The sequence below is a fragment of the Planococcus sp. VCh962 genome, assembly GCF_057748275.1.
Window position 1 is genome coordinate 922,782 of record NZ_JBYLHS010000001.1, and the last position, 24,353, is coordinate 947,134.

30 protein-coding genes and 1 riboswitch are annotated in these 24,353 nt (G+C 41.5%); of the genes, 9 read left to right on the plus strand and 21 right to left on the minus strand.

The window, feature by feature from the left end; genetic code table 11:
• Nucleotides 1–57: 57 nt before the first annotated feature.
• Nucleotides 58–432 carry a hypothetical protein gene (locus tag AC3AQ9_RS04650; protein WP_488306275.1) on the minus strand — a complete coding sequence of 125 codons (375 nt, stop codon included), beginning with the start codon at nt 430–432 and terminating at the stop codon, nt 58–60.
• Between the two features lie 475 nt (nt 433–907).
• Between AC3AQ9_RS04650 and AC3AQ9_RS04655 the strand changes: the two genes are divergently transcribed.
• Nucleotides 908–1,159, plus strand: a complete 252-nt coding sequence (locus tag AC3AQ9_RS04655; RefSeq protein ID WP_488306276.1) for a hypothetical protein — start codon at nt 908–910, stop codon at nt 1,157–1,159.
• Between the two features lie 50 nt (nt 1,160–1,209).
• Here the strand turns inward: AC3AQ9_RS04655 and AC3AQ9_RS04660 are convergent, their stop codons facing one another.
• The 4 genes from AC3AQ9_RS04660 to AC3AQ9_RS04675 all read right to left on the minus strand — a co-directional run bounded on the left by AC3AQ9_RS04660 (nt 1,210) and on the right by AC3AQ9_RS04675 (nt 6,281).
• Nucleotides 1,210–1,752 (minus strand): dihydrofolate reductase family protein, encoded by a 543-nt coding sequence (locus AC3AQ9_RS04660; RefSeq protein ID WP_488306277.1) that lies wholly within the window; start codon nt 1,750–1,752, stop codon nt 1,210–1,212.
• Nucleotides 1,753–1,898: 146 nt separating this feature from the next.
• Nucleotides 1,899–3,074: a glycosyltransferase family 2 protein gene (locus AC3AQ9_RS04665; protein WP_488306278.1), complete on the minus strand. Its 1,176-nt coding sequence runs from the start codon at nt 3,072–3,074 to the stop codon at nt 1,899–1,901.
• Between the two features lie 36 nt (nt 3,075–3,110).
• On the minus strand, nt 3,111–4,628 hold the full coding sequence (locus AC3AQ9_RS04670; protein WP_488306279.1) for a phytoene desaturase family protein: 1,518 nt from the start codon (nt 4,626–4,628) through the stop codon (nt 3,111–3,113).
• 153 nt (nt 4,629–4,781) lie between these two features.
• Nucleotides 4,782–6,281 (minus strand): phytoene desaturase family protein, encoded by a 1,500-nt coding sequence (locus tag AC3AQ9_RS04675; RefSeq protein WP_488306280.1) that lies wholly within the window; start codon nt 6,279–6,281, stop codon nt 4,782–4,784.
• A 267-nt stretch (nt 6,282–6,548) separates the two neighbouring features.
• On the opposite strand from AC3AQ9_RS04675, the gene AC3AQ9_RS04680 reads away from it, so the two are divergent.
• Nucleotides 6,549–7,457 carry an alpha/beta hydrolase gene (locus AC3AQ9_RS04680; RefSeq protein WP_488306281.1) on the plus strand — a complete coding sequence of 303 codons (909 nt, stop codon included), beginning with the start codon at nt 6,549–6,551 and terminating at the stop codon, nt 7,455–7,457.
• Nucleotides 7,458–7,654: 197 nt separating this feature from the next.
• Here the strand turns inward: AC3AQ9_RS04680 and AC3AQ9_RS04685 are convergent, their stop codons facing one another.
• A complete protein-coding gene (locus AC3AQ9_RS04685) occupies nt 7,655–8,638 on the minus strand; it encodes an alpha/beta fold hydrolase (RefSeq protein ID WP_488306282.1) in 984 nt (327 codons plus the stop codon).
• 336 nt (nt 8,639–8,974) lie between these two features.
• On the opposite strand from AC3AQ9_RS04685, the gene AC3AQ9_RS04690 reads away from it, so the two are divergent.
• Nucleotides 8,975–9,217 carry a hypothetical protein gene (locus AC3AQ9_RS04690; protein WP_488306283.1) on the plus strand — a complete coding sequence of 81 codons (243 nt, stop codon included), beginning with the start codon at nt 8,975–8,977 and terminating at the stop codon, nt 9,215–9,217.
• Nucleotides 9,218–9,335: 118 nt separating this feature from the next.
• Nucleotides 9,336–9,569, plus strand: a complete 234-nt coding sequence (locus AC3AQ9_RS04695) for a hypothetical protein (RefSeq protein WP_488306284.1) — start codon at nt 9,336–9,338, stop codon at nt 9,567–9,569.
• Between the two features lie 315 nt (nt 9,570–9,884).
• Here AC3AQ9_RS04695 and AC3AQ9_RS04700 read toward each other — a convergent pair whose 3' ends face one another.
• Nucleotides 9,885–10,838, minus strand: coding sequence for a hypothetical protein (locus AC3AQ9_RS04700; protein WP_488306285.1), 954 nt, complete (start codon nt 10,836–10,838; stop codon nt 9,885–9,887).
• A 30-nt stretch (nt 10,839–10,868) separates the two neighbouring features.
• A riboswitch (cyclic di-GMP riboswitch) is annotated at nt 10,869–10,955 on the minus strand.
• Between the two features lie 274 nt (nt 10,956–11,229).
• Nucleotides 11,230–12,432 carry an aminotransferase-like domain-containing protein gene (locus AC3AQ9_RS04705; protein ID WP_488306286.1) on the minus strand — a complete coding sequence of 401 codons (1,203 nt, stop codon included), beginning with the start codon at nt 12,430–12,432 and terminating at the stop codon, nt 11,230–11,232.
• A gap of 482 nt (nt 12,433–12,914) precedes the next feature.
• Here AC3AQ9_RS04705 and AC3AQ9_RS04710 point away from each other — a divergent pair, with 482 nt between their 5' ends.
• The gene (locus tag AC3AQ9_RS04710) at nt 12,915–13,040 is read left to right on the plus strand and encodes a hypothetical protein (RefSeq protein ID WP_488306287.1); all 126 of its coding nucleotides are present in this window, start codon (nt 12,915–12,917) and stop codon (nt 13,038–13,040) included.
• A 354-nt stretch (nt 13,041–13,394) separates the two neighbouring features.
• Here the strand turns inward: AC3AQ9_RS04710 and AC3AQ9_RS04715 are convergent, their stop codons facing one another.
• From AC3AQ9_RS04715 to AC3AQ9_RS04725, 3 genes are all read right to left on the minus strand, one after another.
• A complete protein-coding gene (locus AC3AQ9_RS04715; RefSeq protein ID WP_488306288.1) occupies nt 13,395–13,856 on the minus strand; it encodes a DUF2691 family protein in 462 nt (153 codons plus the stop codon).
• A gap of 342 nt (nt 13,857–14,198) precedes the next feature.
• Nucleotides 14,199–14,873, minus strand: a complete 675-nt coding sequence (locus AC3AQ9_RS04720; RefSeq protein ID WP_488306289.1) for a DUF2711 family protein — start codon at nt 14,871–14,873, stop codon at nt 14,199–14,201.
• Between the two features lie 249 nt (nt 14,874–15,122).
• Nucleotides 15,123–15,551 (minus strand): DUF4275 family protein, encoded by a 429-nt coding sequence (locus AC3AQ9_RS04725; protein ID WP_488306290.1) that lies wholly within the window; start codon nt 15,549–15,551, stop codon nt 15,123–15,125.
• Between the two features lie 290 nt (nt 15,552–15,841).
• On the opposite strand from AC3AQ9_RS04725, the gene AC3AQ9_RS04730 reads away from it, so the two are divergent.
• From AC3AQ9_RS04730 to AC3AQ9_RS04745, 4 genes are all read left to right on the plus strand, one after another.
• Nucleotides 15,842–16,297, plus strand: a complete 456-nt coding sequence (locus tag AC3AQ9_RS04730) for an immunoglobulin-like domain-containing protein (RefSeq protein WP_488306291.1) — start codon at nt 15,842–15,844, stop codon at nt 16,295–16,297.
• Nucleotides 16,298–16,907: 610 nt separating this feature from the next.
• Nucleotides 16,908–17,351, plus strand: coding sequence for a hypothetical protein (locus AC3AQ9_RS04735; RefSeq protein ID WP_488306292.1), 444 nt, complete (start codon nt 16,908–16,910; stop codon nt 17,349–17,351).
• A gap of 103 nt (nt 17,352–17,454) precedes the next feature.
• The gene (locus tag AC3AQ9_RS04740; protein WP_488306293.1) at nt 17,455–17,925 is read left to right on the plus strand and encodes an immunoglobulin-like domain-containing protein; all 471 of its coding nucleotides are present in this window, start codon (nt 17,455–17,457) and stop codon (nt 17,923–17,925) included.
• 132 nt (nt 17,926–18,057) lie between these two features.
• Nucleotides 18,058–18,315 carry a hypothetical protein gene (locus tag AC3AQ9_RS04745; RefSeq protein ID WP_488306294.1) on the plus strand — a complete coding sequence of 86 codons (258 nt, stop codon included), beginning with the start codon at nt 18,058–18,060 and terminating at the stop codon, nt 18,313–18,315.
• Nucleotides 18,316–18,723: 408 nt separating this feature from the next.
• Here the strand turns inward: AC3AQ9_RS04745 and AC3AQ9_RS04750 are convergent, their stop codons facing one another.
• From AC3AQ9_RS04750 to AC3AQ9_RS04795, 10 genes are all read right to left on the minus strand, one after another.
• Nucleotides 18,724–19,086, minus strand: a complete 363-nt coding sequence (locus AC3AQ9_RS04750) for a hypothetical protein (RefSeq protein ID WP_488306295.1) — start codon at nt 19,084–19,086, stop codon at nt 18,724–18,726.
• A 103-nt stretch (nt 19,087–19,189) separates the two neighbouring features.
• Entirely contained in the window at nt 19,190–19,753 is a 564-nt protein-coding gene (locus AC3AQ9_RS04755; protein WP_488306296.1) for a hypothetical protein, read from the minus strand.
• A gap of 139 nt (nt 19,754–19,892) precedes the next feature.
• On the minus strand, nt 19,893–20,180 hold the full coding sequence (locus AC3AQ9_RS04760; RefSeq protein WP_488306297.1) for a DUF1871 family protein: 288 nt from the start codon (nt 20,178–20,180) through the stop codon (nt 19,893–19,895).
• Nucleotides 20,181–20,680: 500 nt separating this feature from the next.
• Nucleotides 20,681–21,148 carry a hypothetical protein gene (locus AC3AQ9_RS04765; protein ID WP_488306298.1) on the minus strand — a complete coding sequence of 156 codons (468 nt, stop codon included), beginning with the start codon at nt 21,146–21,148 and terminating at the stop codon, nt 20,681–20,683.
• A gap of 92 nt (nt 21,149–21,240) precedes the next feature.
• A complete protein-coding gene (locus AC3AQ9_RS04770) occupies nt 21,241–21,465 on the minus strand; it encodes a hypothetical protein (RefSeq protein WP_488306299.1) in 225 nt (74 codons plus the stop codon).
• Nucleotides 21,466–21,536: 71 nt separating this feature from the next.
• Complete coding sequence (locus tag AC3AQ9_RS04775; protein ID WP_488306300.1) at nt 21,537–22,022, minus strand: barstar family protein; 486 nt, start codon at nt 22,020–22,022, stop codon at nt 21,537–21,539.
• A gap of 51 nt (nt 22,023–22,073) precedes the next feature.
• Nucleotides 22,074–22,220 (minus strand): hypothetical protein, encoded by a 147-nt coding sequence (locus AC3AQ9_RS04780; RefSeq protein ID WP_488306301.1) that lies wholly within the window; start codon nt 22,218–22,220, stop codon nt 22,074–22,076.
• 134 nt (nt 22,221–22,354) lie between these two features.
• Nucleotides 22,355–22,849, minus strand: coding sequence for a WapI family immunity protein (locus tag AC3AQ9_RS04785; protein ID WP_488306302.1), 495 nt, complete (start codon nt 22,847–22,849; stop codon nt 22,355–22,357).
• 103 nt (nt 22,850–22,952) lie between these two features.
• A complete protein-coding gene (locus tag AC3AQ9_RS04790; RefSeq protein WP_488306303.1) occupies nt 22,953–23,285 on the minus strand; it encodes a hypothetical protein in 333 nt (110 codons plus the stop codon).
• A 215-nt stretch (nt 23,286–23,500) separates the two neighbouring features.
• Nucleotides 23,501–23,977, minus strand: a complete 477-nt coding sequence (locus tag AC3AQ9_RS04795) for a hypothetical protein (RefSeq protein ID WP_488306304.1) — start codon at nt 23,975–23,977, stop codon at nt 23,501–23,503.
• Between the last annotated feature and the right edge of the window lie 376 nt (nt 23,978–24,353).

The window sequence follows — 24,353 nt, forward strand, 5'->3', positions numbered from 1 at the left end:
TAACTTCACTGCATAGATGCTACATTCAAGTTTCCATTGAAGGAGGATAATCTCTCCTTACTTTTCCAAAAGAATTATCCTCTTTGCAACTTCACCAGCAGTCTCCGGTCCTTCTTCAAACTTCCATACGGCTACCTTATCGCCTTTTTTAAATGCCCCTTCAAACCTGGTGGCATTAGACGCAAAAGAAGCCATACTTGATTCATAAGTTTGAACGTCAATTTTTAGCGCTTCTTGCTTTGTGATCCCTTCAACCACAACAATTATTTGTTTCTCTTCTAATACTTCGACAACATGCCCCACAACCACCGGTTCTTCTTCCACTATCTCGGTGGCTGGATATCGTGAGCCGGTAGATGCAGTTGATTCATTGGAACAGGAAGCCATGAATATAATTGAAGCGAAAAACAGTGAGTATTTCTGAAACTTCATCTTTGCTCCTCCTTCAATTTGTTTTTCTAAATAGTATACGATTATTATCAGCAATCGATTCATTTTCCAATAAATAATTGGAAAGTAACTTAACGGCATTTTTGTTATCTCACTTACATATGTAAAGCGGACTGAACTTATTGCTTATCTTTTTTACATAAAATCATAATGAGCAGGCTTGCTGCTAAACGAATGATTGTTCATTCTCCCTTTCGGTTCAAGGTAAACAAAACGGAAGAACCTTTCACTGATCCGCTGCCATCGCTAATGAACATCACTTCCGGAAAATCCGAATAGAATATGAATGCTAGCCGCCTCTCAAAGTCAAAAAGAATTTCTTCAATTACTCGAATCATGAATCTTCTTAACTAAATATACGTATTAAAGGAGAAGAATACCAGTTCCTTTCAATGATTCTCTATTTTCTCCACCGACCAAATTAAATTGCATTCTAACAAGAAGAGGGGTTAGGAAAATGACTCAAAAGAAGAAGGGGATTTTGCAGAAGTTTAAAGTTGATTTGGCAAAACCAATCATATCGAAAAAAGCAGACCCTTTTATTATCATTTTTTATTCATTCTTTGGAGCATTCATCGGGATGGCTTTTCCCGAACAGACACCATTATGGAAGATATTACTAATCCTTCTACCAGTCATCGTTATTTCCATCGCCATCCTCAGTTTGCTTGGAGCTACATGGCGAAAGAAGAACGGCGTAAAGGAGTAAGAAAAATAAAAAGAAGAAGCCCGAGTCTTGCAACTTCTTCTCTTTTGTATTCATCGGAGCACTTTATACCAAATTTCCACTTGCTGATTGGTTTCAATGGAATGAAGTTTCTCCAAAACGATTTCGAGATCATCCAAATGCTCAAACAGCCGCAGCCCTTTTCCGAGAATGACCGGGGCGATTGCAATCTGCAATTCCTCAACTAAGCCAGCTTTGAGCGCTTGCCGGAAAACATCCACCCCGAAAACCAGGACGTCTTTTTCCTGTGCTGCCTCCTTTGCTTGCTGGATGGCGTTTTCAACGCCATCGGTGACAAAAGTGAACGTCAACTGTTCATTTTCTTTCGGATGCCTAGCCGGCGGATGATGGGTCACCACGAAAATCGGCACTTGAAACTCGTAGTCGGCGGCATAAGAATCCGCTTCTGCCAAATCAAAAGTACGGCGCCCCAAGACAACTGCTCCGGTCCTTGCCATGACGGCATTGATTTCCTCGTTCGGCTCAAAACTGGCATAAAGCTTGTTCATCCCCCCGTCCCGGTCATTGACAAATCCATCTAGTGACACAACCATCCCAAAACAGACTTTTGCCACATTGCTCCCTCCCTTTTCTCCATTGATTTATCGAATGACTTTTCCAGAATTCTTGTTTTATGAAATAAAAGCAGCCCATAGAACAGATCCGGGCTGCAAGTTAATATTCGAGCTCTATGCTACATTTCAATAACGAATCCGTTTACTCAAACATCTATCTTCCGCCCTTTCCAAGTTACCGTATGCAGGACATTCACCCGAAACAAGGAGTACAGATAAATGCCAGTGAAGAATAAAAACAGAACGGGATAGAACAAGAAAATAGAGCGTGGGAAGTCCCCGCATCTGCGCGCGAACAACCCGGTTTGAAACGCATAAATTGTATATAAAAGACCGCTGATCAAGATTGCAGAAGCGTCTGCTGATGCAATGGCGGAGAACAAGGCAATCGCACTGGTGAAACTGCCGGCAATCCAAATGATGGTCATCCCCATAACAAGCGGATGGGTGGATTTTGAACCGATGGCGAAACTTTTGCACCAGCCTTCGATCAGGCTTTTGAGACCTTCCGGATACATCCTGGACGAGAGGATCCCTTTGCCGCCGAGGCAGTGGACGGGAAGGTTTTTTTCGAGAAACGCCTCACCCAGCGCCAAGTCATCCATAAGGGCGCCTTCGATTTTTTTATGGCCGCCTGTTAAAAAATAATCTTCTTTATTGCATAATATGCACGGACCGAACGAACCGGCCGTCTTAAACCGGTCTCCCCAAACGGTAAAACCATTCATCCCGACAACCACGATTATGTTGAATACGGCAGAGAGGTTTTCATACAGCCGGTGGACAGTATGGAACGGCTGCAAAGCCAGAATGCCCTTTGCATCTTTTTCTTTATAGGAAAGAAGTAATTTCCGGATGCCGTCAGCGTCCGTGAAATGGGTATCCGCATCCAAGAATAAGAGCCACTCCCCATTTGCCTGATTTGCACCGTACCAGCAGGCCGCCGACTTCCCTGCCCCCTGCCGTTCCTCCTTCTTCTGGAGAACCGTTGCGCCTAAAGCTTCCGCGACTTCAGCCGTATTATCCGATGAATCATCATCCACAACCAATATTTCAAAAGATCGGTGATTTTGGCTATTTAAAGATTCCAATAACGGCGTAATCCGGTTGCTTTCATTTCTGGCAGGAATAACGATGGACAGGAACGGCAATTCATCTGGCTGTTCACGCCTATCCGGCCTTGATGAGGAACGGTTAAGCGGCTCAGGCCGCGCTATTGACTGGTCACTTCGTTTAGGCGTTGGCAATGACTTGAACATCATAAAGCCAACACCAACTGCGACAAAGCCGATTGCAAGATTGATAATGTTTGAAGTTTCCAACTGAACACCTCCTTAGCCGAATTTGGTTTTCGCCTTTTAACTGTGAGCAATGGCACCTAGATCGTCATCGATCAATTCCTGCGCGGCAATCTTCGCGGATAACAGGACGATCGGAACCCCTGCTCCCGGATGCGTACTGCTTCCGGTAAAATACAAATTCGAACAATGCGTGGCCTTGCTTTGCGGCCGCAGGTGATTGCTTTGGGACAAGGTCGGCTGCAGACCAAAAGCGGCACCTTTATAGGCATTGAATTTCGTCTCGAAATCCAGTGGCGTTATGCACGTTTCCGCAACAATTTCATCCTCGACGTGCTCAAATCCCGGAATTTTTTTCAACGCGCCTAAAATGTACCCTCGATAATACGCGACGGTTTCGTCGTTCCAATCGTAAAGGGATGCCGCAAGGTTTGAGACCGGCATCAAGATATACAAGCCGTCTTTTCCAGCAGGTGCCAGGGTTGGATCCATTTTCGAAGCGATATAAACATAGAAAGAGGCATCCGTCAGTTTTTCCCCTGAGAAAATATCTTTCAAATTTTTGTCCAGTTTTTCATTGAAAATGAAATTATGAACATGTTCGACTTCCGTGTATTTTCTATCCATGCCCAAATACAATAAAAAACACGAACAAGTGTATTTCATATTGTCGATTTTTTTATCGGTGAACTTTCCTTTGGCCGCCGGTTCTTTGATCAGCGTTTTCATGGCGTATGGGAAGTCTGCGTTGCACATCACAAAGTCAGCAGAAATCTTCTTTCCTTCCACAAGGATGCCGGTGGCTTTTTTATTGTCAATGCAGATTTCCTGCACAGCCTGATTATAAAAGATTTCGCCTCCCAGTTCTTTGAAGAGTTTTTCCATCGAGGACGCCATCGTATACATGCCGCCTTTGATAAACCAGACGCCATATAAAAACTGGAGCATCGGGATCATGGTATAAAACGATGGACTTTTATATGGGGAAATGCCTATGTAAAGCGTTTGAAAACTGATAATCTGCTTTAATCGTTCGTTCTTGATGTAGCGGCCGATAAATTGATCGGCTGTGTCCAGCACCCGTATTTTCGAACTCCGCTTCGTTATGGCTTGGTTATAAAAGTCGCGGTGTCTGCGGAATGGCCTCTGCAAAATATCGTACCGTGCATACGCAAAAAGTTTATGCGCTTCTTGTAAATACTGAAGGAATCCGCCTGTATCCGATGGACTGATCGAATCAAGAGTTTTTGTCAGCCGTGGAAGGTCAGAGGACATATCAATAGGCTCAGTAGGCCTATCACTGAAATAAGCTCTGTACATCGGATCCAATTTTTCCATCGGGATATAATCATCGGGGTTGCGTCCGCACAGTTCAAATAGTTCCTGATAAACTTCCGGCATCATGACAATACTCGGTCCCAAATCGAATTTATAGCCATCCATTTCAATGCGGTTCATTTTTCCGCCGGGAGTAGATTCTTTTTCGTATAAAGCTACCTGGTATCCGGCATTCTGAAGTCTGATGGCGCTTGCCAGTCCCGCCACTCCTGCACCGATGACAATTACCTTCTTTTTCACGCTTCATCCCTCCTTTCAATGGATATGATGGTGTTGATGCGACCTCAATTAGAGCGCAAGGCAATGATGAGCGGCAACTTGAATAAAACCGCGAATGCAAGCATTGCCCAGCTTGCCGTATAAAGACTTCATGCTTTGCACGGAATTCGATCATCATTTGCCTTGGCGCATATCACGTTCAACAATCTTTCTTCCGACCTGCTGGCCACTCAAGGTGACCATCGGCATGCCGCCGCCCGGGTTCACAGTTCCGCCGACAAAATACAGATTGTCGTAGCGGTCGCTTTGTTTCGTGTGCTTGAATCCTTTGTTTACGCTGCGGTCCGACAGCGTTCCGTAAATCGCTCCGCGGTCGGAGCCGTAAACCTTTTGGATATCCTCAGGCGTCCAGATATCCTGCGTCACGATGTTTTCCCGCAAGCCGTCCAGGCCCATTCGTTCCAATTTGATCAAAACTTTCTCTGCAAAGCGCTCATACTCCTGCTGGGTGAAAGGTTTATCCTGGATATACGGAATGTGCGGAAGCACTTTTATATTTTCATGTCCGGGCGGCGCCTGGGATGGATCAGTTTTATTCACATTCACCAAATAAATGACGGGATCATCCGGCAGCTTGTGTTCATGGAAGATGGTATGCATCTGTTTCTTCATATCTTCCGCAAAAAAGAAATTATGATGGCGGAGCTGTGGGTAGCTTTTTTTGATGCCCAGATGCATCACGAGCCCGGAACTGGCTGGTTCAAATTTCTTCTTCAGCTTTTTAACGTAATGTTTCTTTTCATCCAGCAGTTGCTCATAAAACGGAATAACTTCCATATTGGAGATGTAATAATCCGCCGCCACTTTTGCCCCGTCTTCCAACAGGGCGCCGGTGATCTTGCCTTTCTCTTTGTACAGGTGGGCGACCCCCACCCCCGTATAAATATTGACGCCAATTTCTTCAGCCAGCTGCACCAACGCGTCCGCAAGCCGGTTCATCCCGCCGGGCACGTACCAGACGCCTTGGTCATGCTGCATGTAGATCATCATATTCAGAACGGCTGGCGCATCGTAAGGGGAAGAGCCGACATATTTAGTGAAATAGGAAAGCATATCCTTCAATTGCTTATTGCTGATCCGTTTGTCAATGGCACTATGTACGGTCGAAAAAAGATCGAAACCTTTGAGGGATTCAAACGCTCCGTGGTACTTCCCAAGCTCTTTCGCGCTGTCCAGCCCCTGATTGAAGTAGCCTTTTTCGGTCATATCGTACAGCTTATTGGAGTATTGCAGGAGATTTGCATACTCACGCATATCCCGTTTGTTCAATGACGGATTCTTCTCTTCCATTTCTTTCAAGTCCTCATATAAGTCAATAACGTTTCCATTCGGAAAAAAAGAACGCCATTGATGATCCAGCCGGACAATCGGCACGTAGTCTTCCATCCGTTTTCCGCTGTCCGCAAATAATTTCGCGAAAATTTTCGGCATCGTCAGGATGGACGGCCCAAGGTCAAAGCCGAAACCATCTTGTTCAAGCCGGTTCAGTTTTCCACCGATGTGGTTATTTTTTTCAAATAACGAAACTTTATAGCCGCGCTGTGCAAGGGAAATGGCGGCGGAGATGCCGCCAAGCCCTCCCCCGATAATTAAAATTTTTTTATTTTCAGTCAATGGAACCAGCACCTTCCCGAAGTTTAAATACAATTTTAAGCTGCAGCATCGATTTTCATCTTTTCCTCTAATACCCTCATCATCCCGCTTCAACACCTGCATGGAAATTCTTCGTGCCAATAAAACAAACACATTACCGGCTTCGGCAACTGTAGGCTGTCTCAAATAAAGAATGCAGCAGCAGAACTCTTATGACAGCTGAGAGTTGCGGCAATTGACTAATAACCGCTCCTATGGATAAAATGGTTGAAAAAAAGGGAGGTCCTTATGTTAACTACTATTGGCGCAAAGATGCTGCGGCTCCTTCCTGATCCGTCATATAAAAATCCTACGATTTCTCCGCAACCGGTTAAAATGAAAAAAGATTTCCTGGTGGATACAAAGGTTCAGCCCACTTACCTGTCTTTCTATTATCCTTTAGGTGCCGTACAGGAAAAACTTCCTGTTTACATCAATTTCCACGGCGGAGCATTCATTATGAATGACAAAGAGCTGGATGATCCATACTGCCGCTTCCTGGCGAACCAGACAGGCTGCGTAATCCTTAATATTGGTATTGCAAAAGCTCCGGAGTACCCGTTTCCGAAACCGATTGAACAGAGTTATGAGATTCTTCAATGGTTGAAGAACAGAGGTGACGAGTTGAATATCGACCCGAACCAGATCCTGGTGGGAGGGCAAAGTTCAGGTGCAAATATCGCAGCAGCCCTCTGTCTTTATCTTGAAGAACGTTCAGACGTGCAGCCTCTTCTTCAAGTATTGTCTTGCCCGATGCTGGATTTCGTCACGCCGCACGCGGCTAAACCCGAACCGAAATGGCTGCGTGCCCGGTACCCTCAAGTCGCTAATTTTTTGAATAAATGTTATTTGCCGGATCCAGCACAAGCTTCCCATCCGCTGGCCTCGCCTGTCTGTGCTGATATCGGAAATGGCTTAGCCCCTGCCCTTATTCTCATTGCCGAGCATGACGCATTCAGGCCGGAAGCCGAAATCTATGCCGGGAAATTAAAAGCTGCCGGGATACAAGTCCATGATGAGATTTTCGAAGGCGTCTCTCATGCATTTACACATTTAGGACCAAAATCTGAGGCTGTGAAAGCTTGGAAGCTGGTAGCGGAAAAAATCAAGGAAGCGATTGCTTCATATCAGGATCAAAACAAAAATACACTTCGTTAATTATCAGTCGGCTTTCCATATTGACGAGTCAATTACTGCTGCTTCTCTCATTTGTTAAATTAAAAAATAGCCGTTCTCAGAATCATTGATTCTTTTGAGGACGGCTATTTCATAGAAGAAAATAGAGAAAAGATGTGCTTTCTACAATCATTTTTCTTTCAATTCCATCATGACTCGATGGTCCAAGGCAGTTTACATTATTCATTTATATGTGTTTCCATGAATTCATTAACATATTTGCTCATTTCCTTATATTGCGTCCAATGCATGTAATGCCCTCCTTCTAAAGTGACAAGCTTGTTTGATGATCCGTGACTTAACTGAGCTTGATAATAAATCTCCTTTGATTTTCCATCTTCATCGATTACTTTATTTTCTTCCGGGGTAAAAATCATGACAGGTAAATCAGACGGGAACTTCATATCAATCATTTTATCAACATTCTGCTGAATTTCATTTGTTTCGTTGATTACATTTTCATTGTAGCCGTTCCAAGCAAATAATTTTTTTAGCATTTTTAACTTTTCTTCCGAATAAGCAGTTTCTTTAGCTTCAGGAAGAAAAATATCCGGATTCAAAGAAGATACCATTCTTGTAATTCCAGTTGGTACTGCAAAACCTATCAATTTGGGAAGTGTAGGGGCAGAATCACCACGATAATCAAATTGCTTAGGCAATGTTGGATCGATTCCTATAACCGCTTCAATCTCTTCTGGATATTTATTGGCGTAATACATGCTGTAAATCCCGGAAATGGAATGCGGCATAAGTATATACGGACCTTCTATATTTGCTTTTTGTAATGCTATTCTTATTTCTTCCACTATATTTTCCACTGTTCGTTCCTTTTCAGTCATATCACTCCAGCCATAGCCAAATAACTCTACCACTACCACCTTATTCTTCTTCGACATTTCGTTTATTAGAGGTTCAAAATCCAATACCGGTGCCGCAGTTCCTAATCCACTTAATAAAACGATCGTATTGTCCCCTTTGCCCTTTGTATAGATATGCATCTTGTTGCCATCTACTTCAACTAATTGACCGATTGCCGGATACTTTTTTTGTTCATATGCAGTCGAAACATTACTGGTAAGGGCCCAAAGAACAAAGACTGCTGCCATAGCTAAAAGAACATTCCTTAAAACTTTCCAAGATCTGCTTATCTTTTCAGTTTTCATCGTTTTCCCTGCTTTCTATGGTTTCTTTTTCTTTGACTACATCTTAGCGTGTGAACGCCTTCTGTGTAATGAACCTAGGAATTATTTTAAGCTCCGCCTTGAGGCTGATTAAAATCTACGTATATAATTTAATAGGCGTTTCTATTCTCTTGTATCGATCAACATAGCTTATCGTGTATTGGTCCACGCTCTGGCCCGATAGCTGAACAAATTAATCATCAGGGATCCAAACATTAGGGATTGCCCTTATTGAGTGTTACACTGATTTTTAAGAACTCAATGAAATCTTAAAGACTTTTCCTAATCACTTTCCATATTGGGAAAAGCGCCTCTACTATGAAACTCAACAGCATCAAAGTTTTTCTAGAGACGATGTTTGAATACAACATTGTGAACATCTACCAAGTATTTACAGCAGAGGACGGCCAAAGCTTATCCATACGCTGCTTGTCTGGTACAATGACATTTGAAATTTCCAATGGCCATACGCAAGAGCTTATTCAACACGGTTCACTTGAAGACACAGCTGAATACATCGCTGCGTTTTTAGCTTATTCTAAAATGAGCAAAAGCTCCTGATGAGTCAGGAGCTTTTTTTCGATTGAAGCCTATTAAATCTGGATGCAATGTCATTAACCAACTTAAAACCATCTGAGAATCAGCCAATTGCCACACCAAAGAAAAGAAGGCGAGCATTGTGAAATTGGAACACATCAAGAAACTATTGCAGATATCGTGTACTTTTAATTCTTCTTCCATCAGCCACTCCTTCAGCATTGGCTTAAATGATACGGTAACGGTTAAGTGTATCCAAGAGACATTTATCCTTGAAGTCTCATCCAGTGAAGATTCGCCTATTGAATATTACATTTCAATTGACGAAGCGGCTGAAGCACTGTATAAAAAAATTCAACTTAATAAAGTGGACTGATTTCCTTATTATAGAAAAGTTTCTCCTTTCCTTCCTTATAGGAAATACAGGAAATATCCAAGATTTGCTCTTTCTATCCATTTAAAATGAGCTTGCCACAACAAAAAGTTCGTAAAAGTATATATGAACAAAAAAGGAATGAAATTTTACGAGAAGCTACTTCCTTGCCAAAAAAATTTATGCTATAGCGTCGGTACGTTGATCTTCCATTCGGTTCTTTACTGATTTCTTAAGAAAAAAATCCAGCCCTCTTATAGTGAGGACTGGATCTTAGAGACGCTATTCTTATTTGTCTATCTTTCGAGAAACGCTGATTTATTCATCGTTGTTGTCTTCATCTTCTTTGTCTTCAAATTCCTGCTTGGCTTCCAACTCTTTGCCACTGAAGAATTCCACTTCAATTTCCAACTCCTCAAAAGTATCGACGCCAAGAGCTTCTTTTACATGATCAATTAGCTGATTTTCTGTCATATCAGGTGCCAGCGCTAAACGTGTGATAATCGTTTCCGCGTTCTTTATACCAATTTCGTCTTTAAATTCTACACTTAGCTTATGCTTCTTCAGCTTGTACTTGAATTTAAACTTGTCGCCTTGTTCATTCTTCAATGTTATTTCAAGTTCTTTCACTTCGTTGGCGTTTGGCACTCCATCTTTGTCAAAGTCTTCATGGCTATCCTTAACACCGTCTTTGTCGCTGTCAGAAGTGACCGGGTTGGAGCCCACTGCAAATTCCAATGCATTGACAAGTGTATCCCGGTCTTTATCTTCTTCCCCATCGCTCAAGCCGTCTTTATCTGTATCGGCATTCAAAGGATTTGTTCCCACTATAAATTCTTCTATCGTGTACAAGTCGTCAAGGTCGTTGTCTTCATTGGCATCCGATATGCCGTCTTTATCCGTATCGGCTTTTAACGGATTCAGTTTCGCTTGAATTTCTTGAAGATTCGTCAACTTGTCTTTATCCGGATCTTCTTTTCCATCCGCCAGCTTGTCTTTGTCCGTGTCTTTGTTCGCCGGGTTAGAATTTAATTGGTATTCCTGCAAATTGGTCAATCCGTCTTTATCTTTGTCTTTTGAAGCAACTGATTTCCCGAAACCTAAATGGTATTTCTCCTGCCAATCGTCGGGTATTCCGTTTTTGTCTTTATCTACCTTTACAGCTTTCGCCTTTTTCGCCGGTTCGGATTCTCTTCCAGCAGCATCCGCAATATCCAAGCCTTGAGAAAAAACCAATGACGCTGCCAGTGTCATTCCCACTATTTTCTTCATTTCATCCACTCCTCTTCTTTTTATCCCGTGAACGGCAGCTGGCTGGCATGGCAGTATCCTGCAGAAGCCCCTTTAGCTTTGCGTCCCATGTTTTCACATGGTTTGCCCTTAGTAGGAGTATACTGGGTAGGCGGCATTCTATAATGATTATAATGATCTATTTTTAAGTAATATAAAAACATTTATTCATTTACTTATCCCCTTCTTTTAGCGAAGGCATTCTTCTTAAATCTTATTTTTTCAATGCAATTCCTGCGCTTCCACTGTTCGGTTGAAGCGTTCTTTGCATGTAAATCGCAAGAGCCCCTGTTGGACCAATAAAATAGTCCGGCAGGGGCTCTTTTTAATAAAAGAGGCAAACGCATTACTTGCATGAAAAGTAAAAAAGAGGCTATTTCACCGATGCTTCTGTTCTTAATTCTTGATGCAGTACTTCTCCGATGCGCTTCATGCCTTCAATGATCCGTTCTTCTGAAGCGTTTGAGAAGTTTAGCCGAAGCGCATTTTTTTGTGAGCTAGTTGCGAAAAAGGCGTCTCCCGGCAGCACGGCGACGCCGTTTTCAAGACAAGTTATCGAGACTTTTCTGGAATCAATGGCATCGGGTAGTTCCACCCAAATAAACAGTCCACCTTCCGGCTTCACGCAGGAAACCGCTTCAGGGAAGTACTGATTCACGCAAGCATACATCGTATGGCATCTGCCTTGATATACAGCGTTGATTTTCTCGATATGCGCATCGATATCGTTCTGTTCCATGTACTTTGAGGTAATCCGCTGTGCAAAGCCATCAGAATGCATATCTGCGGATTCCTTGAATGCCACATATTTTTCGATGATTGCTTCGTCGGCACATATCCAGCCGAGCCGCAGCCCTGGTGCGAATATTTTCGAGAAAGAACTCATGTAAATAACGCGGCCTTCTGTATCAAAATGTTTGATCGGCGGAATGGGAGTTCCGGAAAAACGGATAGCGCCGTACGGATTATCTTCCAAAATCAGAACGTCGTATTGTTGAGCCAACTCCAGCATCCGCTTTCTTCTGTCCCAGCTCAGCGTACGGCCCGTCGGGTTCTGAAAATCAGGAATCGTATAGATAAATTTCGCATGCGGATTCTCCTGAAGCCTTTTTTCCAAGTCTTCCATGAGCATGCCGTTCTCATCCATCTCGACGTCTACAATATGGGCGTTGCAGATGTTAAAAACGTTTAGAGCTGCCAGGTAAGTGGGGCTTTCACAGATAACCGTATCCCCCTCTTCCAGGAAAAGGCGTCCCGTCAGGTCAATTGCCTGCTGGGAACCGGAGGTGATCATGACTTGATTCAAATTCGCATGAATTCCGATCGCTTCCATTCGCTCGAGCGTTTTTTTGCGGAGCGGAGCAAAGCCTTCCGTCGGGCTGTATTGAAGGGAAACCGGTCCATCTTCTGTCAGAACAGCTTCACTTGCCGTTTTCAAGGCCTCCATGGGAAACAGTTCCGGGGCCGGAAGTCCTCCGGCAAAAGAAATCAATTCGGGCTGTTCTGAAGCGGTTAAGATAATCCGCATATCCGAAGGTTTCATCGCGTTGGCTCTCTTGGTGAATTTATGAATCATGTCTGATCCTCCTGTATACTGTGAATTGTAAAAATCAACTTTATTGTCGATTCGTTTGATCATTAGCCGTTCAAATGGGTGTAACGACTCTATAAATAATTGTTTAAGTATGTGACTCCGATAGCAGGCAATAGAAATACATCCTATTTCCTTAAGAAAACATATTACATTAATTTCGCCCTCAATACCCGTTTAAAGTTTAGTAGTGACGCATAATTTGTTGCATTCATGTTTAAGGCTTATTTTCACTTTGACGAAATATTAAATGAAAAGTGACGTGCCTCTTTACTCTAAGAAAGTTCTTGCTGTAGAGACCGTTCGTAAAAATATACTTCAATTTACAAAGAAGGAGAAGAGACGCGCTTCGATTAATCTCTTTTCTTCCTCTGCTTTCAAGCAGTTTCTAAAAACAGCTGGTACTTATGCAAAGCCCTGCTAAAGAGATCCTCGTCTTAGGGACGCTGATAAAAAGAGGTGGGACAATGAAGCTGGCATCCGGTCAGGACAACCCCTTTATCGGGAAGGATAGAGAAGAATGGCTGGAAGCCATCATGGATGAATACGGCGACCGATTGACCAGACTGGCATACACTTATTTGCATGCTTAAGGGAAGCCGGAGGAAATTGTTCATTCGGAATCGGAAGCCGACGAAAGCAACAATATACTGGAAGAACCGATGTTTGAAGGGATCAAGCTGGCCTCTGAAGAAAAAAACAGCCTGCTATCGAAGGCGATGAGTACCAATATGGAGAGTTATATGGAGGGAAATCTGGCCAATTAGTGTTTATAAGCCTATTTAGCTTGATAAACAAGTTGAATAACTTTCCCATTAAAGAAAGATGAGACAGGAAATGCTTGCCTATCCCATCTTTCTTTTTTATCTATTTGTCTATTGAACCAAGCCCTGTTCTATCATTTGCCGGTTTTAGAGACCTTCAGATAAAAGTCTCCTTTCTCTTTATCATACCGATAACCGGGTCCTTGAGTCATTGTCATCGGTGATATATTCAATCTCTGCAAATCCACAAGTAAGTGCATGCCGGTTCAGCAATTCGATTGCCACCTGATTTTTGCAATAAATGGTGACATAACTGCAATCAACCACCAGCAGAACCAGTTCGCAATCACTTTCCCTGAATTCTTCGTATGTATGCACAGGGCGGACTTGGCCTTTTGGAAAGGCTTGTAACTCAGCGAAAATCACGTAATACTCATTCGTCTCCAATAGATCTTTAAGTTCCGCTCCGCCGATTACCTCTCGTTCATCCGAGAAAAGATCTTTATCTGATTGGCCATTATCCACTCTGTATGCCTCGCAATATCCAATGTGCCAATCAAAATCAGCAATCTCAATCGGTTTTAACACTTCTCCCAGGAATCTTCCATACTCATTGGGAATTTCAAAGCTGATCCCTCTCCTCATAAATTTATCTCCTCCTAATGCGAATTGAGAACTCAACAGTCCGTCTGAATTTCAACATACTTTGGCCCCCAAGCATTTTATATATTTAAACTAATAAACGATTTCCAATCCCTTTCATTTACAGTTTTATGGTCCGGCGATTTGTAATCCCATTCAAAAAAGCCAATACAACTTATGAGCTAGGTTGCTTACCGATGCATCATTACTTTTGCTTAGATCCTTTTACCCGGCTGTGATAACTACCACATCTAATGATTAGTTTCTTTTAGTATTCCGTTATTCAATCAACGGCTTAGAATCGGATTGATTTGTATCTTAAAGTTTCCACTCGAACCGAATTGGTCATTCCCAAAACCAGTCAATCTTTGTATCCGGCCCACAAATCACCGCTTCCCAGCCCTGTTTGCCGATGGCTTCCTGGATCTTTGTCTCTTTCGATAAAAACAGGGTGGTGAACCGGTCGTATTGGCTAATAAAAATGGATTGCCCCTTTTCATCGGCAAGCACCATTTCAGCCGGCGCGATTTTCGGGATCTCCAGCGGATGACACTCGGCGATGGCAACTTGCCCGGTGGTGTCTTCGATCGGTTCTGCAAAATAGAAAGTGCAGGATCCAGTGGAAGCAAAGTGCTGCAAAATCCCTTCACAAAGGAAGAAGGACGGCTGGTCTTCCATCGGCCAGTAGAAGTCGGGAGGAAACGCATCAGTCAATTTCACTTCCAGGTCCTCTCTCCTGTAGACCGCTTTCAAACTGTTAGAAGCGAGCGCGATGGCCACTTCGCTCAAAGAGGCAAACTGGCATTCCCGCCGGACCGTTTCCCAGCTGATGGGCTGGCCGATTGTCATCATTTCATCGTTAGTCGGATAAATGGATTGAAAAGGTCGTTCTCGTTTCTCCTCCGTCCATCCTTCCGGCATCCGGACAAACGGATGCAGCAGAAAAGCCGCTGAAGGGAATTCATTGGCCAACTGCTTTAAAAGGGGCTCCTTCTCATTGAATCGTGGGTATTCCAGCACCGCTCCACCTCCTGTCCTGCGGACTTCATCTGCATACCTTTTCTTTTTAATATACCAAGAAATGGAATGGATATCGAGTTGGACGTGGAAATATAAAGTATTTGTATAAGCGCACTTAGCTAAACAAAAAAAGAAACTCAAGTGAAGGTTTCTTCTCTTTCAATAGACAGTCATATACCAACTGGAAAAGACCGTCTTGCAACTGTGATCCGTTCCTTCTAGTTAGCTTCACCGATGAACGCTGACATCTTAGGGCTTATGGAAATAAGGGCCGCAGTCCTCTTCGTGGGTCAGGACATAGGTCCAGGTGAAGGTTTCATCCACGAGATAGAGGTCGCTGTCTCCTATCGGTGTGATGTCTTTCGCTTTTAGGCGATTGGCCTTTGGGATATATATGGCGTCTTTGCTTGATGTACAGAACAGATGGCATCCCGCCTTTTTCTGCAAATCGAGTGCCTCCATTGCCCGCTGCCCTTTCAGGCACTCAATTTTCCCCCAGCTGAAGACGTTCCACATGCATTGCATAAACGCCATCTTCCACTTTTGGGATGTGCTGATCTCTTTGGCAAAAGCCTCTTCCCATCGCTGCGCTAGTTCCATCCCGTTGTGTTGCACTGCCGTGAAGCTAATGTTCTTATTCTGCAATCGATTTGTAAGCTCATGTAAAATTTCATCCAACCTACTCACTCCCTTTTCTTAACGGCACCTATGTCCATTTATTTTCCATATGTTTCTCTTTCTCTAACAGCTGAAATTCACTAACGGCTTCTTTAAATATACTTGGATCCTTAAAAGAAGGACACGTCCCCGCACAAAAAGTAGCGAAAGAAACAACTGTCCGCACCTGTTCAGTGCCTCAACGGGTATAGACAGAAATTACCAATTACTGTTATAATCAAGAGAGAAACCCGAAAATAAAACGGTATGCAAGCCGGTACTGACTCATTCAGAAAGAAAGGGGTCCGAAGATGAAGCACCCACTTATTGCCTTCACCATTCTCCTAATGGTCTCGTTCCTTTTAAGTGCCTGTCAATCAGGTTCCGTTCCCGAAGGCAGTTTGCCCGAAGCGAAGGAACTGGAGATTCCCGCCACTTCCCATGGCCTTGCCATCAAACTCGAAAAGACCGCGTATTCTGCTTCCGAAAAAGAAATCCGAGCCTTGTATGTGAACGATTCCGGCAAGGAGCATGTGTATGGAGGGGGCTTTGGCGTAGAAAAAAAGGTGGAAGGGACCTGGCGCTACATGACGTCCGATGGAGACGGGATCACCGATGAAGGGAATTCGCTTCCACCTGGCGGCACCAAAGAAGAGGCCTACTCCTTGGAGAATCTGAAAGCTGAAATAGCGCCTGGCACTTACAGGTTGGTAAAATACTTTGGCGCTGCACGCTTGGCTGCGGAGTTTAAAGTGACCACCCCTTAACGCTCCATGACTTGCGCTTCCACCATTTGCCGCTTATCCTTTGGTGATTTCAAACTGTTAAGGAGGTACTCCGGTGAAAAAGACTTCTCTGGCCATTTTTTCTGCCTTGCCCTTTCGCTCTATTTGACTGCCTATTATGCCCATACGGAACAGAAAGCGGAACTTGCAATCAAGGCTCCCCAGCAAAGCTTACCAAGTTCCATGAATGGTGTGACAATTCAAATGGAAAAAGAGCAGTACACTGCCTCTTCAGAATCCGTGGTTCTCAACGTAAAAAACGATGGAAAGATTCAATTTATTTCTCCTACTTTTTTCGTATTAGAAAAAAAGCAACTGGTACATGGTACGAATTTCGGGATGCTGTAACAACTCATTATCCAAATGAATTAGATCTCCAGCCCGGGCATTCCAGTACACTTGAGATTTTTGCAAAGGACTTGAAATATGACCTTACCCCCAGAGCCTATCGGGCAGTGCTAAAGGTGATGGCAGCCCCTTTTGAAATCGCAGGAGCGGAACTTAAACGAGGGGTTCAAGGAGGAATACTCCTGTCCTCCTCCTTCGCCTCTTTGACTGATTGGACCAAGATAAAAAAACGGGAGGCGGAAAGATGAGAATACGCTACGCTTTTTTAGCAGGAGTGTCCTTCGCCCTTCTATCCGGCTGCGGCAGCGAGGCGACTCCTCTTGCGCCTGAAGAGGTCACATCGATCCAGATCGAAGGGTGCGGAGTGGATAGCCCGACTTCAGATTCATCTCGCTGCAACCGGCAACTAACAATCGAAGATGCACAAGATATGGCAGTTTTTTTAGACGCCATTGAAGCGGGAATTGCGACCGATGGGCCGGTTGCCACCCAAGGGAATAATTTCGGCTTCACTTTGATTCAGGAAAACGGCGAGTCTTCACATTATAAAGTCTGGATTGACAGCTATTCGGAAAGCTTTGAAGCGCCCCAGGAGAAGGATATTCGTTATTTGTTTGACGAAGGGGATGCGCAGAAAATAATGGACATCATAGAAAGAGAGAAGAAATCACTATCTAATTCGCCCTGATTGTTTAGCGTTGCGTCTATACATTCACTGCCTTTTTGTCCCTTCTGCGCTGCATGAAAGGGTTTTGGAAGCTTAATTCTGAAAGAATTTTGGAGGGAAAAGAATGAAGAAATACGTATGGGGTTCATTGGGTTTCCTCATGGTCGTTTTATTCGCCATGGGTTGCCAAAAAGCGGATTCCCGACCGGCTCCGGAAGCGGCAGCCGAAGACAAATCCCTTCTTATCCAGGAAGTCCCGTTCGAACGCCCATCGTCAGAACAAGGAGTCACCATCCATACGGCAGAGAATGAATACCCACTGCCCGTCAAAGACATTGTCATTGTCCTTACAAACGACGGTACGGAAGCATACTATACAGGTGCTGATGTATTTCTGGAAAAAAAGGTGGAAGGTAGATGGTTTCGTGTACCGATGAAAAAGGAATTTTTCACTGATGAGGCAATCGTTCACTTTCCCGGTGATTCAACTGAAATGAAGGTCGATCTGGAGGGTTTGGATTACGAATTGATACCAGGAGAATATCGTGCCACCCTCAATGGACTGGGTGCTGCATTTACTATCAGAGGCAACTGAGAAGAAAAGACAGCGAATGTTTTGGAAAATGGTGCTATACAGACCGGTGTAGCTCCAGAGGGCCATTAACGATTCATCTATAGTATGATGGCTAGTGAATTAGTGAAGACCATCAGACAGAGTCGAGAAAAGGTGATCAGATTGAACGAATTCTACGATTCCAAAGTTGCTTGGTGCAAGATTTGCGACCAAGGCTGGGCAACCATCATAAAGGATGCTGACACAATTCAATATGGTGTGATGTGTGACGAGTGTAAGACGGAGTGGGACCATCCGCTACATGCTCAATTCAATATCAATAGTAAAGAGCATAACGAGAACCGAATAGTGACCCCTTCATCAGAAGAAATCCAGGAAATCGGATGGGATGAATATATACTACGAAAATAAGAGCATTGAACTCTTGATTTAGTGATAAATTCTGCTTCTCCCCTTTGTATTTTATCCAAGAAGCAGGTAATCCTATAACGGTATAAAAAATAAGTAAAACATAAATAATGAAAATGAAACTTTCTGCTGTGCCCATATAATAGACGTTGGATTCTCTTTGTTCTTCTGGGTTATAGCTGATTAATGACAGACTTAAGGTAAATACAATCGAACTGAGTATCACAGCTAAACTTCGTTTTAACATTTTCATATCTCCGCTTCTCAATATCTATTCTAAGGTTTCAGCACTCGCGGCTACTGTTGAATGACGCACTTCAAATAAATTTGCTCAAAAGTATTGACCTATTACTTCATGTTGTTTTTGAGTGTAATTTAACTATCAATAAGTTACATTTGAATTCTTGGTTATTACAACATTTTCTCTCTGTCGGGTTCTGTCAGAAAAGCCTCTTCACCTTCATCAAATCCTTCAGGCCTCCAATGATTTTCCGACAAGCCACTCTCCTCAAACAATTTCCGCAGCTTTCTAATGGCTTCTTCCCAGGACGAAAATACTTCGAAAGTATAAGGTGGTTCTGCCTCATCATCATTCCATACCGCCCATTTTTTATCAGGAAGCTGAGTAGCATGGTACCAAGTATCGCCTTCCATTTCATAGATGCCAAAGGTATTTTTTAAAGCAACGTTCCAATCCGGATAACCTAATTCCTTCGCAAATTGATCGTATTTTTCAAAGAACAGTTTATGCAAAAACTTTTTTAAACGCCCCATATCTTCACTTCCTATTTGCGTCATGATTGAATGTAACTTACTTGGTATTAAGTTACATTCAAACTAGAATAAAACAAGTGCTGCTAAAACTGAAAACCTTTTACTATTCAGTGTCACTATTCTCTAAATCAAGCGAGTAATCTGCCGATATGTATGGTGTGACTTTTTTAGGTAAGTTGTATTTTTCATTCTTCGTAAATATCGTAAGGTCGACCTCATGCACATCAATGAATGTTTCGACTTTATCAAAATCAAGGTTTTTGAATTCAGTCGGGCTATCCCAATTTCTTGTTGGGACTAGATCCACTTCAGAAATATCTTCTCCAAAGAAAATAAAAACTTCCAATCCATTTAAAACTAATTCAACCGTACTAGTGCAAACCCATTCTAATATGTCAGTCGAACCAATTTTGATGATATAACCGTCCGAAGAAAATTTATAGTGAGAAATGTTCTTCTCGGAAATACTCGTTTCTGTATGTTCAAAAACCACAGATTCCAGTACGAAAAAAACAGGGAAGCTACTGATATTTTGGATCAACGTAAATAGAAAATCAGTTTCCATGTCCCTAATTCCAATTGCAATTGATTCAAACCTACCTTTCGGAAGAACAAAATCTTTGATTAAACTGGCGTCTGGATATTGGACAAAATATTGCTTTTTCAATTGCTTCCCTCCTACTTAGACTTATAAGCGAATGCAACTTAATTCACAAAATGTTACATTCAAAACCCAAAAGAAAAAGGCGAATTTAAAAATTTGATTTTAAAGTAACTCAATCACTAAGATACTTTTAGTTTTTTTCTTAATGCTTGGTCCATATTTTTAAAGCCACGGGATAACATTTTTCAATTGGTAAATACTCATCAAACCACTTTATTAAAACTTGTTGGATTCCTAATGCGAGTTCATCAACCGATTTCGCATGATAGGCCAGTCTTTCAATATCTCTTATTTCAAAGTCATATTCGTCCTCTGGACATCCCATTTCCAGTAAACCGATCGGGTCCCATTTATCAATAATTTTTTTAATAATTATATACTCATTCGCATATACATCACCCGATTGCAAACTATTTTTTCTTTTACTCACGAGACATTTCACCTTCCATTTAGCTGGTCAAAGAAATTTATGCGCATTTTGCAAATCTGCTATTCATTTCCTTTGATTTTTCTGTACAGAAGTACTTTGCAATGTAACGTTCCATTTCGAATCTGTAGCAATATCTTTCTATTTAATATACTGACTAGAATTGAAGAATGCTAGCTAATATTGGAAATAAAACCGTTTGGAAAAGTACACTTTTACATACGAAAGGTGAGAGAAAATGCGGTTTTAACAGCATCTTCTCTCACCTTTCATTTATCCCGCTTTTGACGACTGGTATGTAAATTAGCTCCTTTGCACTTCCAGATTCCAAGACTTGTAGATTAGTTTTTGAATGTATCATTTTTTTGCAAATTGATCTTTCTTAGCTGTTCTTTAAAATTTAAAAGAGAAGGGAATTTGTTAAGTAAAAGATTAAAATGAAAATTTTTTATAAGGCATTAGTTAAGAATAGGATTAGTATTTAACGATGAATAATATCTCAATTAATCCCATATTGCTAATGTTGTTTCTTGATTTTCTAGCCAAAAACTATAAATTTCATTTTGATTCATGTTCACTAATTTTATTCTTTCGTAACTGGTTTTTGGCAACTCATACTGCAACTTCTGAATATCCTTTATCCAAAAAAAGTTTAAAGAAGTGGCCTGCTCTATTAGAAATTCTTCGATAGCAGAATTGTAATTATGAGGCGGTATTCTAAAGAGTCTAAAAGAACGACTCTCACTAAGCACCTCGGCTTGCTTTAATACTTTAATAACTGGAAGAAGTGGAATACATATAATCAAAGAAAAGTTATCCTTAATCAACTGATTAGTGATTGCAGGGAAGGAAATCTCACTCATTTCCATCAACTTGTCTGGTACCGTATTCGTCTTATATGGAACTGGAAATAAAAACTCATACCGATCTTCCAAGTTTTCTAAATCCCTTTTTGTATAGGCTTTTCCCATGAAATCCTCCTGTCTTCGTTTTCTGCATGTAACTCTCTGTTCAGTGCATGAATGTAACTTACTTGCCATTTTGCTACACGCTCTGAAAAAAATTAAAACTTCCTGAAAGGGCTGCTCTGTCTTTTAATTTCCCATTCTTTTTTAAAATTTCTATAATTCCATATTTCGAATACTAGAAATCCAATTAGTGCACCACCTGGTGCTGAATAAGTGACAGGACCCCCAATGAAGATCACACTGGAAACATATCCGACTATCATTGCAAAGAGAAAAAGCAGTACATTCCATTTCTCCTGTCTTAGAAATTCTTTTTTCATCTTCTTTTCCTAGCTCCTAAACTATATTGGCTGTTTGACTGTAACTTACTTCACAATTAATTACAGTCACTTTATTTAATTCCTCTCCCTTTATCAAACCATTCCTCCCCATTCCACTGAGGAACCATTCCACCGATGGCAGGAATCGATATTTTCGGGTCAGCTGATTGAATAAAACTCAATAACGCTTTTCCTTCAAGTAAAAATCTCCACGAATTTAGCTGGATGACCTCTAATATATCAATTGCCAATTCAGGATGTTTCGCAAGGAAGGACTGGTAATGCGTGAAAACCAATAAAATGCCCGTGTTATTTATTATCAACTCCGATAGACAATCGTCAAAAGCATTTAGATTTTCACCGTAGTAAATCGGAAAATCCAATTTCCGTGCCACTTCTTTATGGAAAAGCACCTCATCCCATTCCCTACAATCAAAATGGACTACTTCAAACCCTTCCGCTGCTATTTTTCGTATATTTTTTTCTAAAATATCCGTTTTTCCATACAAAATTACACTGCCGTTTAGCATCAATTGTTTCCAAGTCGTCGCTTGCATATCTAGGTTTTCGCCCTCCTATCTCGCCTAGTTGTGATAATAGTTTGGAAATCAGTTCAACGAATCTGCTATGTATTGAATCAAATCGTCTGGGATATCTATGCAGTCAATAATATGTGGGTTTTTCTCATCGCGCCTTATCAACTCTTGATAGATAACTGTATTGGTGACTAAGAAAAATTCGTGTTCTAAGCCCATACTTCTCCCCTCCCTATGCTTTTGTTTCTTTTAAATGTAACTTAGCTATCAACTAGTTGCATTCAAAACCAAGCAGCATTTGGTTCCTGACTTGATTGCAGAACTAAGGTTAAGTGCTCCTGGTAGAATGGGTTTTATTTTTTTAAAAAACCGCGTATTTTTCTGAAAAAATTAGTTAAAGTGCTTTTTAAGTCATTTTGGTGTTCAAGCACGGGGAATTCTGTCAGCACTTCATCCAGTTCCTTGATTAATGGATTTAAATAGCTCTCATCTGAACCAAATGCAAAAGTAAGAATGGCTCCTGTACTGATTGGGTAACGAGTGCTCACTTCCCAACAAATTCCTCCTAAAGAATCCATCACGGCTTTGGCTTCGATTGCATTCTCTATCGAAATCAGGGAGGCCGTTCCTTCTAACTTTTGAGTCATGGCAACTAATTGATCACGAAATCCCTTGAATTCTTCTGTCCTTAAATCCGCTAGAAAATTTGCAGAATACCCAGGGATTTCAACTGTTATGGCTGTCTTAACCCAGTCTCCCTCCCATAATCCGATTGATTCCGGATATAGTCTTTCTATCACTTCAACTTTAATTTTCGTGTCTGATCCTAAAATATACAGTTTCTTCATGGGTTCCCTCTTCTTCTAGAGCCTCTTCTTTTTATTTTTCATCTAGTAATCTTTGAATTGAATGTAACTTACCCGCACTTTTGTTCCATTCGTTTCCTATCTCTCATTGGTTAGTTCCGTTTAACTCAGCTGCCCATTCTGTAAACCATTCAGGGGGCAATTCCAATTTCGACAAATCCATCTTCATCAGTTCTTCATGGGAATAGAACTCGTACCAATGCAGATCCCACTGAACCTCAATCTCTATGGCAATATGATAAGCCAATTGATCCTGATCGTTCAAATCTTCATCTAACCATACTGTCGTTAAATGATCACACCACATATAAAAATCCGCTTGAGAAAACTGGTTCTCTTTCTTGCATACGGCATTTAAAAGAGATTTTAGATTTTTATAAGAGTAGGGAAGCTCGATACGGGTCTTATTCCTTTCCACAATATAGACCTCCTCTTCTGATGTAGTTTATTAGTAGAAAAAATTTATGATTTTCATTTTTTACCAATAGTCCCATATTGAAAAATTAAAACTAATGATTGAAGGAAATTTATTAGAATATAAGCTTTCGTAAAAGCACACTTTTAAAGATGAGCAGAAAAAATGCTAATTAAAGAGCATCTTCTGATGACTAGTGATATGTAAACTTTAAAAAATTATTCGAATATTATTAAGCTATCGGCGTCATAATTAAAAACTATAAAAACGTTCGCCCATTTTGTATTCACTTGTAATTTTCTGTTCTTAATATTGTATAGATCTACGCCTCTAACTGGATCTATTGCAATAAAGACAAGATCGTTACTCTCCGCAATCATCATCAAAAGAGCCAGCAGAGAATCGTTTTCGACAACCTCTTCTTTCTTCAAATAAATCTCAATATGCGACACTCTGCTATTGATTTTTCTTATCTTGTAGTGAGAATTAGAAATGACCGAGTTCAGATTCTCCAAGAAAAAGTTATATGTTTCTATTCCAATTACTAGATAATCGCATTTTATCTCTTCTAGCAATATTTTAACTTCAACTCGACCATCAAAATCACAGTAATATGCCTTATCATAATTAATAAGTGAAAAACGTGAATTCTTATCAATGGCTTCTACATTTTCAATAATTACTTTTTGATACATTGGTTGAACCGACTCCTTGGATTGAATTCAATACATATCTACTAATTATAATCAATCGTTGATTGGATAATTATTCGACAGTAAAAATATAGCCATTCGGAAAAGTATGCTCTTCAGACGAAAGGGAGAGAAAAGGTACTTTGACCAACCTTCACCTTCCCTTTGTATCCAAACTGCTCAGGAAAAGAGGGTGAAAATGAACACATATATGAGATTCCAGTCGACAGCTTCAAAGGCTATGAAGTCGGACAATAGATCAACGTGGCCGTATACTCAAATAGCGAGGCGGATGTGTGGGATCCTGACCAGATGGAATTTGACATTACGGACATCGACTAGAAGAATCCTGGAAGACTTTTAATTGAAGAAGGATAAC

Excerpts from the sequence above, each read along its gene's own strand:
- AC3AQ9_RS04770 (WP_488306299.1), bottom strand. The coding sequence starts at position 21,465 with ATGAAAAAAGAATTTCTAAGACAGGAGAAATGGAATGTACTGCTTTTT.
- AC3AQ9_RS04655 (WP_488306276.1), top strand. The coding sequence starts at position 908 with ATGACTCAAAAGAAGAAGGGGATTTTGCAGAAGTTTAAAGTTGATTTG.
- AC3AQ9_RS04740 (WP_488306293.1), top strand. The coding sequence starts at position 17,455 with ATGAAGAAATACGTATGGGGTTCATTGGGTTTCCTCATGGTCGTTTTA.
- AC3AQ9_RS04705 (WP_488306286.1), bottom strand. The coding sequence starts at position 12,432 with ATGATTCATAAATTCACCAAGAGAGCCAACGCGATGAAACCTTCGGAT.
- AC3AQ9_RS04785 (WP_488306302.1), bottom strand. The coding sequence starts at position 22,849 with ATGAAGAAACTGTATATTTTAGGATCAGACACGAAAATTAAAGTTGAA.
- AC3AQ9_RS04750 (WP_488306295.1), bottom strand. The coding sequence starts at position 19,086 with ATGGGGCGTTTAAAAAAGTTTTTGCATAAACTGTTCTTTGAAAAATAC.
- AC3AQ9_RS04710 (WP_488306287.1), top strand. The coding sequence starts at position 12,915 with ATGAAGCTGGCATCCGGTCAGGACAACCCCTTTATCGGGAAGGATAGA.
- AC3AQ9_RS04775 (WP_488306300.1), bottom strand. The coding sequence starts at position 22,022 with ATGCAAGCGACGACTTGGAAACAATTGATGCTAAACGGCAGTGTAATT.
- AC3AQ9_RS04715 (WP_488306288.1), bottom strand. The coding sequence starts at position 13,856 with ATGAGGAGAGGGATCAGCTTTGAAATTCCCAATGAGTATGGAAGATTC.
- AC3AQ9_RS04690 (WP_488306283.1), top strand. The coding sequence starts at position 8,975 with ATGAAACTCAACAGCATCAAAGTTTTTCTAGAGACGATGTTTGAATAC.
- AC3AQ9_RS04765 (WP_488306298.1), bottom strand. The coding sequence starts at position 21,148 with ATGGGAAAAGCCTATACAAAAAGGGATTTAGAAAACTTGGAAGATCGG.
- AC3AQ9_RS04730 (WP_488306291.1), top strand. The coding sequence starts at position 15,842 with ATGAAGCACCCACTTATTGCCTTCACCATTCTCCTAATGGTCTCGTTC.
- AC3AQ9_RS04700 (WP_488306285.1), bottom strand. The coding sequence starts at position 10,838 with ATGAAGAAAATAGTGGGAATGACACTGGCAGCGTCATTGGTTTTTTCT.
- AC3AQ9_RS04680 (WP_488306281.1), top strand. The coding sequence starts at position 6,549 with ATGTTAACTACTATTGGCGCAAAGATGCTGCGGCTCCTTCCTGATCCG.
- AC3AQ9_RS04780 (WP_488306301.1), bottom strand. The coding sequence starts at position 22,220 with ATGGGCTTAGAACACGAATTTTTCTTAGTCACCAATACAGTTATCTAT.
- AC3AQ9_RS04650 (WP_488306275.1), bottom strand. The coding sequence starts at position 432 with ATGAAGTTTCAGAAATACTCACTGTTTTTCGCTTCAATTATATTCATG.
- AC3AQ9_RS04795 (WP_488306304.1), bottom strand. The coding sequence starts at position 23,977 with ATGTATCAAAAAGTAATTATTGAAAATGTAGAAGCCATTGATAAGAAT.
- AC3AQ9_RS04735 (WP_488306292.1), top strand. The coding sequence starts at position 16,908 with ATGAGAATACGCTACGCTTTTTTAGCAGGAGTGTCCTTCGCCCTTCTA.
- AC3AQ9_RS04685 (WP_488306282.1), bottom strand. The coding sequence starts at position 8,638 with ATGAAAACTGAAAAGATAAGCAGATCTTGGAAAGTTTTAAGGAATGTT.